The sequence below is a fragment of the Thiomicrorhabdus chilensis DSM 12352 genome (assembly GCF_000483485.1).
GTDB lineage: Bacteria > Pseudomonadota > Gammaproteobacteria > Thiomicrospirales > Thiomicrospiraceae > Thiomicrorhabdus > Thiomicrorhabdus chilensis.
Window position 1 is genome coordinate 481,783 of record NZ_KI519609.1, and the last position, 14,739, is coordinate 496,521.

The window sequence follows — 14,739 nt, forward strand, 5'->3', positions numbered from 1 at the left end:
CCAGTGATTTTCCCTGCGATCAGGCTTAAAGCCCGGCATCCGCTCTGAGTGCGTCCGCCTTATCGGTTCTCTCCCAGCTGAACTCCGGAAGTTCACGCCCGAAGTGACCGTAAGAGGCGGTTTTTTGATAGATTGGACGATACAGGTCGAGCATGCTGATCAGGCCTTTAGGGCGCAGGTCAAAGTGGGTTTTGACGAGGTCTTCAATCAATTCGATGGCGACCTTTTCTGTGCCGAAGGTTTCAATGCTGATCGAGGTCGGCTCGGCCACGCCGATTGCGTAAGAAACCTGGATCTCACATTTGTCCGCCAAGCCGGCCGCAACAATGTTTTTGGCGACATAACGCCCGGCGTAGGCCGCCGAACGGTCCACTTTGGATGGGTCTTTTCCTGAAAAGGCTCCGCCGCCGTGACGTGCCATGCCGCCGTAGGTGTCGACAATGATTTTACGGCCGGTCAAGCCCGCATCGCCTACCGGACCGCCGATGACAAAACGTCCAGTCGGGTTGATGTGGAACAAGGTGTCCTTGTGCAGCCATTCTTCAGGCAGAATCGGCTTGATGATTTCGTCCATGACCGCTTCACGCAAGGTGTCGGTATCAATTTCCGGGTTGTGCTGGGTGGAGAGCACGACAGCATCAATCGCAACCGGCTGGCCGTTTTCGTAGCGCAGCGTGACTTGGCTTTTGGCGTCCGGTCTCAGCCAGGAAAGCAGGCCGGATTTCCTGACATGCGCCTGGCGCTCCATTAGGCGGTGAGCATAGTAGATTGGAGCAGGCATCAGCACTTCGGTTTCGTTTGAGGCGTAACCGAACATCAATCCCTGGTCTCCAGCTCCTTGTTCGTGGTCGGCGTATTCATCGACGCCCATGGCGATTTCTGGAGACTGCTTACCAATTGACGACAGTACCGCACAGGTTTCGCCGTCAAAGCCCAGGTCGCCATGATCGTAACCGATCTCCTTGACGACTTTGCGCACAAGCTCTTCCTGGTCAACCCAGGCTTCGGTGGTGATTTCGCCACCAATCAGAACCATGCCGGTTTTAACGAAAGTCTCACAGGCAACGCGTGCTTTGGGGTCTTGTTGCAAAATGGCGTCCAGCATCGCATCGGAGATTTGATCGGCGATTTTATCTGGGTGGCCTTCGGATACGGATTCGGAAGTGAATACTGTGGTTTTAGTCATGTCTGTTCCTCGAAAGAAGGTTTAAGTTATTACGAGGTACGGAAAAATCGGCGGGAATAAAGTGTTTCCTCGCTTTAGCCGTACTTTTAATGCGCCCGCAAGCTGAAATTCAAATCGGCGCTAACTTTCAATTATCTCATTTTTTTTCATCTAGTCAAATTCGATTTGAAGGTTTGCCAGAATCCAAACTGATTCAATCAGAGCTTCCTTAATAAAACTGTCATCTGGATGTCAGCTATTTGAAACTTGGTGTGGATAGAATTTCGACTCTATTTAAAAAGCCTAATCGACAGGAATAATTATATGGTGGAGTGCAGTCAATTAGAGGTGTTAACGGTTCATGACCGTTTGAAAACGCAGTTGTCTGACAGCTCTTTGGGGCGAGAGCTCTTGTCGATTCTGAGCCTCAAAAACCTGACTCCGGTGTATCAGCCGATTGTTGACCTGAAGAAACGTCGTATTTTTGGTTTTGAAGCTTTGACCCGCGGTCCGGAAAACTCCCCTCTGCATCGCCCGCTGCACCTGTTTCATGTTGCCGAAGAACACGGCTGTCTATTCGAGATGGATCTGTTGGCGCGGCAGGTGGCGATTGAGCATTACCATCAGTGCGGCAATAGCGAATACCTGTTTGTGAATGTCACCGTCAATGCGTTGATGCAGAGCAGCCATCGTCGCAGTCAGACACTGGAATGCCTTGAGAATTTGGGCATTGATGTCTCCCAAGTGGTGATTGAAATCACCGAGCTGCAACCGGTCGAAGATTTTGAGGTTTTTATCCAGTCGATCAACCATTATCGCAAGATGGGCTTTAAAGTGGCGATCGATGATTTGGGTGGCGGTTACAACGGTTTGCGCATCTGGTCGGAAGTGAAACCCGATTTTGTCAAAATCGACAAACATTTTGTATTTGATTTACCCAAAAACAAGGATAAACAGCGTTTTATCGAGACCATCTGTGCTTTGGCAAAAGGTTTGAATACCCAGGTGATTGCCGAAGGTGTTGAAGATAAAGAGACCTTACACGCCCTTGAAAAAATCGGGGTGGATTATGTGCAGGGTTTTCTTTTTAAAAAACCTCAACCGCACCCTTCTTTGCAGATGGATTTTGAATGGTCGCAGAGTGAGGTAAGCGAACTTCAGCAAAATGAGACTGCAGCCTGTCTGGTGCGACAGATATTAAGTATCAGTTCCGATATGCCGGTGCCAGAAGTGTCCGAACTGTTATTGCGGGAAACGGAACTGGATTGTTTGCCTGTTGTGGACAAGGGCCGCGTTGTGGGCATGGTTTGGCGTCGCGAGTTGATGAATTTATATGCAAAACCCTATGGACGGGATCTGCATCATCGCAAACCCATCAGAAAAATCATGGATAAGTCTCCCATTGTGATTGATGTGAAAACGCCTTTGGTGGATTTGAGTCGTATGATCACCGAGTATGACGGCAGTCACCGGGGCGACATGTTTGTCATAACCAAAGACGGCGATTATCAAGGCTGTGGTTGTTTTATCGACCTGTTGAGGGCGATGACCGACTTGAAAGTGCAAAGTGCGCAATATGCCAATCCTTTGTCAGGCTTGCCGGGCAATGTGCCGATTCAGAACATGATCTGCTCATTTTTGGATCGCAAAGTTGATTTTATGGTGATTTACATTGATATGGATCACTTCAAACCCTTTAACGATTTTTACAGTTTTGAAAAGGGCGATGAGATTATCCGTTGCATGTCGACCATCTTGCACCACCATACCAAAGAGAGTACCGATTTTATCGGCCATATTGGCGGGGATGATTTTATCGTGATCTCTCCAAGGGTCAAAAAATACCGAACCATTTGCGAGGGGATTCTCAAAGAGTTCAGAGAATTGGTTCCCGGGCATTACAGCCCCGAAGACCAGCAGAGAGGTGGGATTTTAGCTGTGGATCGCGAAGGTCAGGAGCGTCTGTTTCCGATGATCAGCCTGTCATTGGGGGTGCTGCTGGTGTCGCCGGAAGTCTTCACCCATCAGCAAATGTTGACGTCCTACGCCACCCAGGCAAAAAAGAAAGCGAAATCACTTGGTGGCGACAATTATGCGGTGATTGATTCGGCTAAACTTGACAAAAAATGTTTATAAAACCACTTTGTTTTTAACGGCGGTGGATTCATTTAACTGGGCTTCAGAGGACTGATTCCAGTGCACAGGGTTTATGGAAATGATAACCTTGTGCGTAGTCGATTCCGACCTCTTTGAGCCAGTCCGCCACTTCCTGCGTTTCAACAAATTCTGCAATCGATTGAATGTTCATTTCCTGGCTGATTGTGTGAATGGCCTTGACCATAGCGGCATCTACCGGGTCACTCAATACGTCGAGTATGAAGCTACCGTCAATTTTCACATAATCCACCGGCAGGGTTTTTAGCCAGCTGAAAGAAGAAAAGCCGGAACCGAAATCGTCGAGCGCCAACTGACAGCCGTGGTTTTTGATGCTGTGTAAAAATGAGATGCTGGCCGACATGTGGGTGATGGCGGCTGTTTCGGTGATTTCAAAGCAGATTTTGGAGTTTAGATCTTCATTTTCTTCCAGGATCTGGAGCAAGCTATTGTTGAACTGGGTATTGTCCAGGGATTGTCCGGAAACATTGATGTTAAGTATTTCGATCTGATCGTGTTTTTCTCTGATCCACGCAAATGCATGCTGAATGATGTAGATATCCAGTTTGCTCATCAGGTTGAAGCGTTCGGCTGCCGGTAGAAACTGGTCTGGGCCAATCAGTTTGCCGTCTTCCGTCTGCAGACGAACCAGGATTTCATAGGCGCTTTGGCGGCGTGTGTTCTGTAGGTTTTCGATTTTTTGGGCAAATAAGACAAAATTTTTGTTTTCAATGGCTTGGTTGATTTTTGTGACCCAGTCCAGTTGTGAAAACTCTTTGGCGAGGGTTTGGTCGTCTTCGCGATAAATGTGAATGCGATTGCGGCCATGGTCTTTGGCTAAGTAGCAGGCCATGTCGGCTTGGCTCATGATGCTGGCTTTGCTGGTGATGCCTGTAATGTTGGTGATGCCGATACTTGCGCCGATTTCAAAAATTCGATTTTCCCAGGTAAAGCGGTAGTCGGAGACCTGTTTACGGATTTTCTCTGCAATGGTTTCGGCGTTTTCAGTCGAGCAATTATCAAGTAGTACCGCAAATTCGTCGCCGCCCAATCTGGCGAGTAGGTCGGAATCGCGAATTTGCTGTTCGAGAATGGTGGCGACCTGTTTGAGCAGCTGATCCCCCGCGGAATGGCCGACGGTATCATTGACGATTTTGAACTGATCCAGATCGATGTAGATCAGGCTGTGTTGTCGGCCCTGTTCTTGACCGGCGTTGTCGATTAGTTCATCAAGGCGGTTTTCAAAGGCTTGGCGGTTTTTGAGTCCAGTCAGGCTGTCATGGGTCGCCTGCCAGGTAAGACGTTCTTGCAGTTTGCGAGCTTCGGTGGCGTCATGAAAGACCAGAACCGAGCCGATGACTTCATTTTGATTGTCGATAATCGGTGCCCCGGAGTCTTCGATTGAGATCTGTTCTCCATTACGGCTGATGAGCACGGTGTGATTGGCCAGGCCAATGATTTTTCGGGTTTTCATGCTGTGCAAGGCCGGGTTGACCGCCGGCTCCATGGTGCGTTCATGAAAAATTCGGAACACCTCTTCGATAGGCTGGCCTTTTGCGGCGCAATTACTCCATCCAGTGAGCCGTTCTGAAACCGGGTTTAAATAGGTGACTTTTCCTTGGTTGTCGGTGGTGATGACGCCGTCGCCAATCGATTTCAAAGTGATTTCCGCACGTTCTTTTTCGGCGTAAAGCGCCTTCTCATTGGCCTCCAGATCCAAGAGCATGGATTGAAAGTTGAGTGCCAATTTTTCAAGTTCATCATGGCGGTTCAATTCGATTTTAACGCCGCGTTCTCCGGCTCTAACCCGCTGAGTGGCGTTAATCAGCAGGTAAATGCCTTTGGTGAGGTTGTTGCCCATGATCCATGCAAACAGGGTGCCGATGAGAATGGCGAACAGGGTATAGATCAGGCCTTCATGGGTGATGAATTGAATGCTGTTGGAGATGTTTTTACGGCTCATTTGCACTCTGGCCCAGCCGATCAAGGTGTCGTTGACCAGAATCGGGGCGGCCACATCGATGACCTGATCGTTATCGAAGAAGGTGATCAGTTCTTTTGGATTTGAAAGCCTGCGCTCTATATCAGTGAACTGTGCGGATTTTTTGTCGTTGGGGGCATCGACATTGAAATAGGCGAGAATTTTTCCTCTCGGGTCGAGCACCATGGCAAATTTCACGTTGGATTGCTGCGATTGAGAGGTGATGATTTCTTCAAGTCCGGCCACGTCATTGGACAGTACCCAAGGGATGCTGTTGGCGGCCAGAGTCTTGGCGATGCCGGTGGTGGCGGCTTGCGATTCGGCAATCAGAAAACTCTGCTGGCGCGAAACCAGGTCGTAGATGAAAATGCTCATGAGCACGGCGTGAACCGCGGCAATGCCATAGATCAGTTTGCGTTTGATCGAGTTATGGTAAAAAAGCTTCAGCATCGGTTGTCCTGTAGTTCAAATAGTCTGCGGGTGACAAGGGCGCTCATCACCGCCTGGTTTTTGTCTAAAATCATAGTGGGCGTACGGTTTGACCGAATTGTTCGATGAAGTCTTTAACCGTTTGATAACTCTGGTTGTCGGCCAGTTCGTAACGTGAAAGGTGCATTTTTGCGAGGATTTCTCGCCCTTCCTGGGTGGTGTGCAGGTTGGCCAGCAACTCGCGTACTTGCTGAGTCAAAGCTTCAGGCACATCTTTTCGTGCCACTATGCTGTTATTGACCAGGTGTTGGGTTTGCCAAATCACCTTCAGCTCGTTTTTCAATTGCGGGCGTTCTTCGGAAAGGGCTTTCCAAGGTGGTGGCCAGGTTGCGCCTGCGGCGGTATTGCCTCGATAGACGTTCATGATTGAGGATTCTTGCGAGCCCACGTATCGGTTGTCGACGTCTTTTTGGATGTTCACACCGTGTTTATGTAAAAAATCCTGAGGCAGCATGGTTGCCGCTAAAGCCGTGGGGGCGGGGTAGCTGATGGCGCGGCCTTTTAGGTCGCTGGGTTGTTTGATAAAACTGTCTTTACGAACCAGAATAATGCCTTTGAATTGTTCATCATCCGCCATTTTGGCGATGACCCGGTAGTTATGTTCGATGGCAATCAGGGTTTGGTAGGGGTTGGGTAAAGCGAACTCGACCGCTTCATGTTTGAGTTTGTTGTCAAAGGCCTGGTAATTACGAGAGGCTTCGATTTTGAAATGTGCGTCTGCAATGTGTTGATTCAAATATTGCATCAAAGGATTGAAGACTTCAAACAAGCGTACCGGATTGTGCAGAGGGTGAACGGCAAACGTGTATTCGTGAACCGTCTCCGTGGGTTCGATGAACACCGGTGAGTGGTCGGCCTCCGATTTTGAGCTACAGCCTGTCAATAATGATTGAATGCCGATAAAAAGCACCAAAAGTAGACGTTGCATAGATGTAAATGCTTCCTTAAGCTGTATATTTTGCCAATGAACTTGAGTACGTATAATGAATAAACGATAAAAAAGCATTCTATCAGAGTGGTTTTCTATGTGTGAACTAAAATTAGTGTTTGTATTCTAGGGTCTGTTTAAATTATTTTATCTTAAGTTATTGAATAACTTGATTATTGAGTGTAATATCACCAGCTTTTCTAAAATTCAGAGTACGAATATGACGCAAGCAATTCAGCCCGGTCAGTGTCTGGTGGGCGTAATTATGGGTTCCAAGTCAGATTGGCCGACCATGCAACACGCGGTTGAGATGTTGGAGCAGTTCAAGGTGCCTTATGAAGTTAAGGTGGTTTCCGCGCACCGCACTCCGGATCTGATGTTTGACTATGCCGAACAGGCAGAAGGACGAGGTCTTGAAGTGATTATTGCCGGCGCAGGCGGTGCGGCGCATCTTCCGGGCATGGTGGCGGCAAAAACCGTGGTGCCGGTTCTGGGTGTGCCAGTTAAATCCAAGGCGTTAAGCGGTCAGGATTCCTTGCTGTCGATCGTGCAGATGCCGGGCGGGGTGCCGGTCGGAACTTTGGCGATTGGCGAAGCCGGGGCGAAGAATGCCGGCATTATGGCGGCGCAGATTGTCGGCAATCATAACCCTGAGATTCGCGAAGCGGTCAATGCCTTCCGTCGTGCGCAAACGCAAACGGTATTGGAAAACCCGGATCCGCGCGCCGAATAAACGCATAGACATAAATCGATTTCAAAACCGTAGTCGGGCTGTTTTTTGTTAGAATAGTCCGCTACGGTTTTTTTGTTTGGAGAGAGTGGGATGACCCCGTTTACAAAACGCATTGGTGTATTGGGAGCCGGCCAGTTGGGCCGCATGTTGGCGATTGCCGGCTACCCTTTAGGACAGAAGTTTGGGTTTTATGGAAGCAGTGACGACGAGCCGTCGGCTCTGCTTGGGCACATGTATAAGCAAGCGGATGATGTCGACAGCTTGCAGACGCTGGTGGCGTTTGCCGATGTGATCACCTATGAAAGCGAAAATACCGATGTGGACAGGGTGCGCGAAATCGCCAAAACCACCCCGGTGTTCCCGGCAGAAAAGTCACTGTTTGTCTCCCAGCACCGAGGGCGCGAAAAAGGCATGTTCGATCAGTTGAACATCCCTTGCGCCCCTTATCAGGTGGTGGATTCTTTAGACAGTTTGAAGGTGGCGGTGACGGAAATCGGTTTGCCGGCGGTATTGAAAACCACCACGGAAGGTTATGACGGCAAAGGCCAGTTCGTGCTGAAAAGCGAAGAGCAAATTGAGCAGGCCTGGTCGGAAATCGGCAATCGGGAATTGATTCTGGAAGGCTTTGTCGATTTCAAACGCGAGCTGTCGATTGTGGCGGTGCGTAACGCCGACAACGAGCACGTCTATTATCCGCTGGTGCAGAATGTGCATCATGACGGAATACTGCGTTACACCATTGCCCCCGCCCGCGATATTTCGGATGACATACAGCAACAGGCCGAGTCTTATATGCACAGCCTGTTGGATGAATTGGACCATGTTGGTGTTCTGACGCTGGAGCTGTTTGAAACCGAAGAGGGCCTGGTGGCCAATGAAATGGCACCTCGCGTGCATAATTCCGGACACTGGACGATTGAAGGCGCTTTGACCAGCCAATTTGAAAATCACATTCGCGCGATTACCGGACTGCCCTTGGGAGCGACCACACCGCGTCAACCGATGGCGGCGATGATTAATATCATCGGTGAAACCGGCCCGGTGGAAACGGTGTTGAAAACGCCGAACGCCTTTTTGCATTTGTATGACAAAGCGGAACGCAGCGGACGTAAATTAGGGCACATCAATGTGATTGCCGAAAATGAAGAGCAGTTGTTTGAGATGTTCAAGAAATTCGAAGCTTTTCTTCCCAAGTAGGTCAGCGGCGGGCGATAATTTTCGCCAGGCCTGTGGAACGCCTTGTTTGGCAGAAGTGAACGGGTTTAAGTTTTTAACTTCTAGAATCCGCATAAGTCAGCAGTTGACTTAAAATCGAGGCCAGCTCAGTCGGCAATAGACTGAGTTGGCCTTTTTGTTGGGCGAGAATGTCACCGGCGTGGGCGTGCAGGGAAACGCCTAGACATGCGGCACTGAATAGCGGCAAACCTTGAGCGATCAATCCGCCGATCGTGCCGGTGAGAATGTCGCCCATTCCTCCCACTGCCATGCCCGGATTTCCGGCCAGACACAGTTCCATGTTTTTGCCGTCATACACCAGGGTGCCATTGCCTTTCAATACCACCACGCCGCCGTATTTTTGCTGCAAGGTTTTGATGGCTGAAAAGCGGTCCTGCTGAACCTCCTGGGTGGTGCAGTCCAGTAAAGTCGCCGCTTCTCCCGGATGCGGGGTCAGTACCCAGTTGTCTTGTTTTTGTGGAAACTGCGCCAACCATTTCAGCGCATCGGCATCCATGACTTTGGCTTTTGAATGGAACTCTGGCGATTCCACTGTCTGTGTGAAAAGTTGCCGTCCCCAGTCGTTCAGCCCCAATCCGGGGCCGATAGCGATAACTCGGGTGTTCAATGCGACGTCGTCCAGAGCCTCCGGCGGATAGCACATCAATTCGGGCAGGGCTTGAGTCAAGGCGATGCCATGCTCTGGATGGGTAATCACTTTGACCAGTCCGGTTCCAACTTTGAGGCTGGCCAGTCCGGCCATTTGGATTGCGCCCATCATGTGTCGGTCGCCGCCGATCAGGCAAAGGCTTCCAGCGGAACCTTTGTGGCTGTTTTTACGGCGTAAAGGCAGTTCTTTAAGCCACTCTTTCAGGCTGTGGTTATGGGCGATGGCCGGTTGCGTGTTGAGAATGTCTCGATCCAGAAAAAGGGTGCTGAAATGGACTTTTCCGGCAAAATCACTGCCCTCGAATTGGTATAAACCGGGTTTCCGGGTGAGGAAGGTGCAGGTGTGTGTGGCCTGAACGGCAACGCCTAAAACACGGCCGGTATCGGCGTGCAGCCCGCTAGGCAGGTCGATGGAGATGACCGGTTTGCCGCTGGCGTTGACCTGTTTGATCCAGTCGGCTGTGATGCCGGTGATTTCACGGTCCAGGCCGATGCCGAAGAGGGCGTCGATAATCAGATCGCACTCCTCACATAACTTTGTATCGAAGGCGCTGGGCTCAATGCCCAGTTGAACCAGTTCCTGATAAGCGAGCAGGGCCTCGTTTTTTAGGTTTTTTGGCAGGCCTGTCATGACGAGTTTGACTTCCAAGCCGGCCAAAAGGGCAAACTGCGCCACAATCAATCCGTCTCCGCCATTATTGCCGCTGCCGCACAAGACCAGCAATCGTTTGGCTTTGGGAAAGTGGTTTTGCAGGGTCTGGAAAGTGAACAGGCCTGCTCTTTTCATCAGTAGCAGACCGGGAATGCCGGCGGTTTCGATGGCAAAACGGTCAATGGCTTGGCTTTGTTGAGCTGTGTGAAAGTCAATCATCTGGGGGTTCCGTCCGTTTTAAGTTTTGAAATGGATCAAAAAAACGTCTTTGCAAAATGAGCAGGCCTGGTCTCGCCGATGCGCTGCCGTGCATTTAACAATTATTGTGAACCTAGCCGTCGTGATTCACAAGCCGTTATGCAGTGGTGCTCGATGTCGTGGTTAGATGAACAGGTAAATCAGCAACGCACCCAACGCAAAACGGTACCAGGCAAACGGGGCCATGCCGATGCGGTTGATCCATTTAAGGAAGACCGAAATCACGATATAGGCACTGACCGCCGAGATCACTGTGCCGCCGATCATCGCCTCCCATTGTACCGTGTGCGTGCTTTCAATCAGATCCTTGGTTTTAAGCAGACCTGCTCCGAGGATGATGGGGATGGAGAGCAGAAACGAGAAACGTGCGGCGGCCTCTCGGGTCAGTCCCAGCATCAGTGCGGCGGTAATGGTGATGCCGGAGCGCGATGTGCCCGGAATCAAAGCCAGCGCCTGGGCAATCCCGATAATCATGATGTCTTTGAAACTCAGGCTGTATTCATCCCTGATTTGCTGGCCCTTGATGTCCGACCACCACAGCAGAACCCCAAAACCGATGGTGGTGGCCGCGATGATCAATGGATTGCGCAAGGCTTCTTCCAGACCGTTGTTGAGGAACAGGCCGAACAGCACCGCCGGAATCGTCGCGAAAATGACCCACCAAGCCAGTCGGCTGTTGGATGTGGGTTGGCGGGTGGTCAGAGAGCCTGACCAGTCGCGCGCCATCAACCAGATGTCGCGGCGAAAATAGAGCATGACCGCAGACAGGGTGCCGATGTGCACCGCCACGTCAAACGCCAAGCCCTGATCCGGCCAACCGAAGAGGTTAGGCATTAGGATCAGATGTCCGGAGCTGGAAATCGGCAAGAATTCGGTCAGCCCCTGAATCAGGGCCAATAAGGTGATTTGCAGCCAGTCTAACATCGGTTCCATTTTTTCTGTCTATTCCGTTTGTTGCGTTAAAGTTGATGGCGTAAATCGCGCATCTTGAAGCCCATCAGTTTAACATCCAATTGTTTGCTCAATGCCATCACCTTGAAGGTTTCTCCCATCTCGTTCGGCAGGGTCAGGGTTTTGAGTTGTTGGGCGATGCGGATCTGTTCGGTTATCGGTGCATCCGCATCAGACGACATTTCCAGCAGGCCTGTGGCCATCAGGAAATGCGCTTGGGTGGTGAAGCCGGCTACCTTCAACCCGCTGTCGTAGGCGGCTTCCGCCACGGCGGTAAAGTCGACATGGGCGGTGATGTCCTGCAGTCCCGGGTAGAAGAACGGGTTGCTGTGCGCGCGGTGCTGATAGTGGCAGCGCAAGGTGCCCATGACGCGTGCCGGCTGGTAGTATTCGTGGCGGGTGTAACCGTAATCGATCAGCAGAATCGCACCTTGTGTGAGCGAATCGCTGACCGATTGTAACCAGGGCTGGATGTTGAGGTTGATTTCGGTTTCGTAGCCCAGGTCGGAAACCTCTCCGATGTGTTCGATCAGTTGGTTGGCAAACTTCTGCAGGGGTTTGTCGGTGATTTTTTGGTAGTCCCATTCGAACTGCTGGGTGCTTTCATTGAAGGTGACATAGCCGCGCAAAGCTTGTTCCGGTTCGATGCGAAGGCGTTCAAACGGCATGGCGTCAAGCACTTCATTGGCCACCACCATAGCCGAAATCGGCTGTTCCGGCAGGCGATCCAACCATACGACTTTTGCAAACCATTCCGGTGGCAGGGCTTGCTCCAAGTTGGCCTGTTGGCGTGCGCGCAAATCGGCGCTGAGTTCGATGATGAAATAGTGCTCCACTGGCTGTTGCAGAGTTTGCAGTTCCAGCAGTATGTCTTTGGCCATGGTACCTTGCCCTGCGCCAAACTCGAGGATATTGGGGGTGTCGAGTTGTTGCAGCACCTGTTGCACTTGATGGGCGATGCAGCGCGAGAAAATCGGGGAGATTTCCGGGGCGGTAATAAAGTCACCCTGGTCGCCGATTTTGGGCAGCCCGCTGGCGTAGTAACCCAGGCCGGGCGTGTAGAGCGCCATCTCCATGAATTGCGGAAACGTCATGTGTGGGTGACGACGCAGGCTGCGTTGAATTTTGTGGCTGAGCTGGGTGCTGTGCTGTTTGGCCTCGTCAGAGGGTTCCGGCAAAGAGTGCTTGGCTTTCATAGGATTACTTCGTAAGGTCGCAGAATGTTCGGTTGAATGTGTGTGGTATTATGCTACAAAGCCACTTAAACGACTAGTGAAGCTTATTTGAATTCGTGCGTTGTGATAAAGGCTTGCTTTGAAAAAAGGGTGGTTTGGCTAAAAAGTTGCTAGAATCTTTTGATCCATGCAAAGGGTCTAAACACAGAAGAGAATTATGAAAGTCGGAATTAAAAAACTGCATGAAAATGAATGGCAAGTTCATATCGGCTGCGCCTCGGTGAAGATGGACAGATTTTCCCTGGCGCTGCTTCACATTACGCTGGAACATTTGCTGGCGCTGGAGAGCGGTCAGAGCCATTCAACCCTGAAAAGTTATGTGAAACTTGGTCTGAAACTGGATGAGTTGGACGACTTGGCTCTGCAAAAGGTGTTGAGCGAGGTGGATAATAAGGCGATTCTCGACCTGTTGATTTTGGCTAATTTGCCAAAATTCAATGAGCGCGTACTGAATAATATGGGCGGGATCTTGTCGAAACAGATTCAGGCGGATCTTCAATCGGCCATCATGCCACCTGAGGACGAGGCGAAAGCCGCCATTAAGCATCTGATTGAAAAAATGTTTGAGCTTGAGGCGAGCGGTAAAATCGAATTCATTCGCGAAGATACGCAATACATTTAAGTTTTTGGCAAACTCATAAAGGCACAGCAAGATGGAAGTGAAAGCGAAACGGGATGGGCAAGGTGAATATTATCTGGACATCGGGCCGGTCACCTTGTCTCTGTCTGCACAGGTAATCAAGGCCTTGCATACGGTGATCGACCAGCGTCTCAATCAGTTCAGTGAGCAGGAAGCGGCGGCGCTGGATAAGAAGTATCAGGCTTATAAGGTTTTGGCCACCAAAATGTGCGGTGTGGATGACCGTATTATCCAGAAGTTTGCGCCCCAGGTGTCACCGGAGCAGTTGGTGACCATTGTCAGGCTGGCGGAAGGGGATGTTTTGTTGCAGAAGGTGTTGAAGAACCTTTCCCGTCAGAATCGCCGACAGTTTGAAGACGATTATGCGGCGATGGACAAGATTACGGTTCAGCACGCCTGTCTGTATATGGAGCAGTTGGTGCCGATGATCAAGAAAGCCGCTCAGGAGCAGCGGGAGTTGCAACAAAACGTCTAGGCGTTTGCGTTTTGATGGCGCTGAATCAGGCGGAGTGGCGTTCAATGATGAGACCGACCGTGTCGGTTTCACTGACGGCCTGGGGTTTGCTGACCTTGAGGCGAACGCTGGTGACGGCACGATGTTGCTTCAGAATATGTTCGCAAATCGCTTCGGCCAGACTCTCAAGCAGTTCGAAGCGGCTGGCTTCTACCAGCTGTATGATTTCATCGGAAACCTGTTTATAGTCCACAGTGTCTTTTATGGCGTCGCTTTTGGCGGCGTCTCCAATCGGCAGTCTCATGTCGATGTCAAAGATCAGCGGTTGACGCTTTTCACGTTCCCAGTCGTAAATGCCGATGATGGCTTGCGTTTTTAATCCTTGTATAAAAATGATGTCCATGCATTTTCCTGGCACTTTGCCTTTATGGGGTGGGCGACTCGACAGTCATCAAGCCATTTATCTGAACCCCTATTATCTACTTCTAGTAAAATCATTCAATCTTAACCATAACCGGTTCGATTCAAAAAGGAGTAAGGTGAGTCATTTATGGAATTCACAGCGATCATGTTCATTTTCGGTGCCTATGTGTTAGGTTCGCTTTCATCCGCCATCATCGTTTGCAAATTGATGGGTTTTGAAGACCCCCGTCAAGGCGGTTCGGGCAATCCGGGAGCCACCAATGTGAAGCGCCTCTACGGCAACAAGCCGGCCGCCATTACCTTGGTGGGGGATACCTTAAAAGGCCTGTTGCCGGTGTTGGCGGCACACTGGTTGGGATTCACGCCGGAGCAGATCATGGCGGTCGGTTTTGCGGCGTTTGTCGGCCATTTGTATCCGTTGTTTTTTGGGTTTAAGGGTGGCAAGGGCGTGGCCACCATGTTGGGTGTGATGTTTGGTTTGTCCGGCTGGATCGGTCTGGCGGTGGCGGCAACCTGGCTGTTTGTCGCCAAGGTGCTCAAGATTTCTTCCGCTTCCGCTCTGGTGGCGACCGCTTTGGCACCGGTTTACATCTATTTTATTTCGGGTGAGCTCAGCTGGGTGGTGGGTACGGCGGTGATGACCGTCATTCTGTTTGTGCGCCATAAAGACAATATTCAGCGTCTATTAAAAGGCGAAGAAGGTCAGATAAAGAAGCAGGCGAAAAACGGAAACCCAAGCGAATAAAACCCGCTTGATGAAAATGAGCAGGCCTGTCCATTTTCTTGATTGAA

The 14,739-nt window shown here is 50.5% G+C and carries 13 protein-coding genes; 6 read left to right on the forward strand and 7 right to left on the reverse strand.

The window, feature by feature from the left end; translation table 11 throughout:
- Positions 1-25: 25 nt before the first annotated feature.
- Positions 26-1,186: a methionine adenosyltransferase gene (gene metK, locus B076_RS0102295; RefSeq protein ID WP_028485880.1), complete on the reverse strand. Its 1,161-nt coding sequence runs from the start codon at positions 1,184-1,186 to the stop codon at positions 26-28.
- Between the two features lie 303 nt (positions 1,187-1,489).
- Here metK and B076_RS0102305 point away from each other — a divergent pair, with 303 nt between their 5' ends.
- Positions 1,490-3,301, forward strand: a complete 1,812-nt coding sequence (locus B076_RS0102305; protein ID WP_084205682.1) for a GGDEF domain-containing protein — start codon at positions 1,490-1,492, stop codon at positions 3,299-3,301.
- Between the two features lie 43 nt (positions 3,302-3,344).
- On the opposite strand, the gene B076_RS11875 is transcribed toward B076_RS0102305, so the two are convergent.
- Together B076_RS11875 and B076_RS0102315 are read right to left on the reverse strand one after the other, a co-directional pair.
- Positions 3,345-5,750 carry an EAL domain-containing protein gene (locus B076_RS11875; protein WP_084205683.1) on the reverse strand — a complete coding sequence of 802 codons (2,406 nt, stop codon included), beginning with the start codon at positions 5,748-5,750 and terminating at the stop codon, positions 3,345-3,347.
- 70 nt (positions 5,751-5,820) lie between these two features.
- Positions 5,821-6,717: a phosphate/phosphite/phosphonate ABC transporter substrate-binding protein gene (locus B076_RS0102315; RefSeq protein WP_028485882.1), complete on the reverse strand. Its 897-nt coding sequence runs from the start codon at positions 6,715-6,717 to the stop codon at positions 5,821-5,823.
- 220 nt (positions 6,718-6,937) lie between these two features.
- On the opposite strand from B076_RS0102315, the gene purE reads away from it, so the two are divergent.
- Both purE and B076_RS0102325 read left to right on the forward strand, forming a co-directional pair.
- Entirely contained in the window at positions 6,938-7,450 is a 513-nt protein-coding gene (gene purE / locus B076_RS0102320; protein ID WP_028485883.1) for a 5-(carboxyamino)imidazole ribonucleotide mutase, read from the forward strand.
- A 90-nt stretch (positions 7,451-7,540) separates the two neighbouring features.
- Positions 7,541-8,647 carry a 5-(carboxyamino)imidazole ribonucleotide synthase gene (locus tag B076_RS0102325; RefSeq protein ID WP_028485884.1) on the forward strand — a complete coding sequence of 369 codons (1,107 nt, stop codon included), beginning with the start codon at positions 7,541-7,543 and terminating at the stop codon, positions 8,645-8,647.
- Positions 8,648-8,720: 73 nt separating this feature from the next.
- On the opposite strand, the gene B076_RS0102330 is transcribed toward B076_RS0102325, so the two are convergent.
- The 3 genes from B076_RS0102330 to B076_RS0102340 form a co-directional block, all read right to left on the reverse strand.
- The gene (locus B076_RS0102330) at positions 8,721-10,205 is read right to left on the reverse strand and encodes a bifunctional ADP-dependent NAD(P)H-hydrate dehydratase/NAD(P)H-hydrate epimerase (protein ID WP_028485885.1); all 1,485 of its coding nucleotides are present in this window, start codon (positions 10,203-10,205) and stop codon (positions 8,721-8,723) included.
- Between the two features lie 162 nt (positions 10,206-10,367).
- On the reverse strand, positions 10,368-11,177 hold the full coding sequence (locus B076_RS0102335; RefSeq protein WP_028485886.1) for an undecaprenyl-diphosphate phosphatase: 810 nt from the start codon (positions 11,175-11,177) through the stop codon (positions 10,368-10,370).
- Between the two features lie 26 nt (positions 11,178-11,203).
- Positions 11,204-12,391, reverse strand: coding sequence for a class I SAM-dependent methyltransferase (locus B076_RS0102340; protein WP_028485887.1), 1,188 nt, complete (start codon positions 12,389-12,391; stop codon positions 11,204-11,206).
- 196 nt (positions 12,392-12,587) lie between these two features.
- Here B076_RS0102340 and B076_RS0102345 point away from each other — a divergent pair, with 196 nt between their 5' ends.
- Both B076_RS0102345 and B076_RS0102350 read left to right on the forward strand, forming a co-directional pair.
- A complete protein-coding gene (locus tag B076_RS0102345) occupies positions 12,588-13,052 on the forward strand; it encodes a FliG C-terminal domain-containing protein (protein ID WP_028485888.1) in 465 nt (154 codons plus the stop codon).
- 31 nt (positions 13,053-13,083) lie between these two features.
- The gene (locus B076_RS0102350) at positions 13,084-13,545 is read left to right on the forward strand and encodes a FliG C-terminal domain-containing protein (RefSeq protein ID WP_028485889.1); all 462 of its coding nucleotides are present in this window, start codon (positions 13,084-13,086) and stop codon (positions 13,543-13,545) included.
- A 25-nt stretch (positions 13,546-13,570) separates the two neighbouring features.
- Here B076_RS0102350 and folB read toward each other — a convergent pair whose 3' ends face one another.
- Complete coding sequence (folB, locus tag B076_RS0102355; RefSeq protein WP_028485890.1) at positions 13,571-13,927, reverse strand: dihydroneopterin aldolase; 357 nt, start codon at positions 13,925-13,927, stop codon at positions 13,571-13,573.
- 147 nt (positions 13,928-14,074) lie between these two features.
- On the opposite strand from folB, the gene plsY reads away from it, so the two are divergent.
- The gene (plsY, locus tag B076_RS0102360) at positions 14,075-14,692 is read left to right on the forward strand and encodes a glycerol-3-phosphate 1-O-acyltransferase PlsY (protein ID WP_028485891.1); all 618 of its coding nucleotides are present in this window, start codon (positions 14,075-14,077) and stop codon (positions 14,690-14,692) included.
- Positions 14,693-14,739: the final 47 nt, after the last annotated feature.

Excerpts from the sequence above, each read along its gene's own strand:
- B076_RS0102340 (WP_028485887.1), bottom strand. The coding sequence starts at position 12,391 with ATGAAAGCCAAGCACTCTTTGCCGGAACCCTCTGACGAGGCCAAACAG.
- B076_RS0102330 (WP_028485885.1), bottom strand. The coding sequence starts at position 10,205 with ATGATTGACTTTCACACAGCTCAACAAAGCCAAGCCATTGACCGTTTT.
- B076_RS0102345 (WP_028485888.1), top strand. The coding sequence starts at position 12,588 with ATGAAAGTCGGAATTAAAAAACTGCATGAAAATGAATGGCAAGTTCAT.
- folB (WP_028485890.1), bottom strand. The coding sequence starts at position 13,927 with ATGGACATCATTTTTATACAAGGATTAAAAACGCAAGCCATCATCGGC.
- B076_RS0102305 (WP_084205682.1), top strand. The coding sequence starts at position 1,490 with ATGGTGGAGTGCAGTCAATTAGAGGTGTTAACGGTTCATGACCGTTTG.
- B076_RS0102315 (WP_028485882.1), bottom strand. The coding sequence starts at position 6,717 with ATGCAACGTCTACTTTTGGTGCTTTTTATCGGCATTCAATCATTATTG.
- plsY (WP_028485891.1), top strand. The coding sequence starts at position 14,075 with ATGGAATTCACAGCGATCATGTTCATTTTCGGTGCCTATGTGTTAGGT.
- B076_RS0102350 (WP_028485889.1), top strand. The coding sequence starts at position 13,084 with ATGGAAGTGAAAGCGAAACGGGATGGGCAAGGTGAATATTATCTGGAC.
- purE (WP_028485883.1), top strand. The coding sequence starts at position 6,938 with ATGACGCAAGCAATTCAGCCCGGTCAGTGTCTGGTGGGCGTAATTATG.
- B076_RS0102335 (WP_028485886.1), bottom strand. The coding sequence starts at position 11,177 with ATGGAACCGATGTTAGACTGGCTGCAAATCACCTTATTGGCCCTGATT.
- B076_RS0102325 (WP_028485884.1), top strand. The coding sequence starts at position 7,541 with ATGACCCCGTTTACAAAACGCATTGGTGTATTGGGAGCCGGCCAGTTG.
- metK (WP_028485880.1), bottom strand. The coding sequence starts at position 1,186 with ATGACTAAAACCACAGTATTCACTTCCGAATCCGTATCCGAAGGCCAC.
- B076_RS11875 (WP_084205683.1), bottom strand. The coding sequence starts at position 5,750 with ATGCTGAAGCTTTTTTACCATAACTCGATCAAACGCAAACTGATCTAT.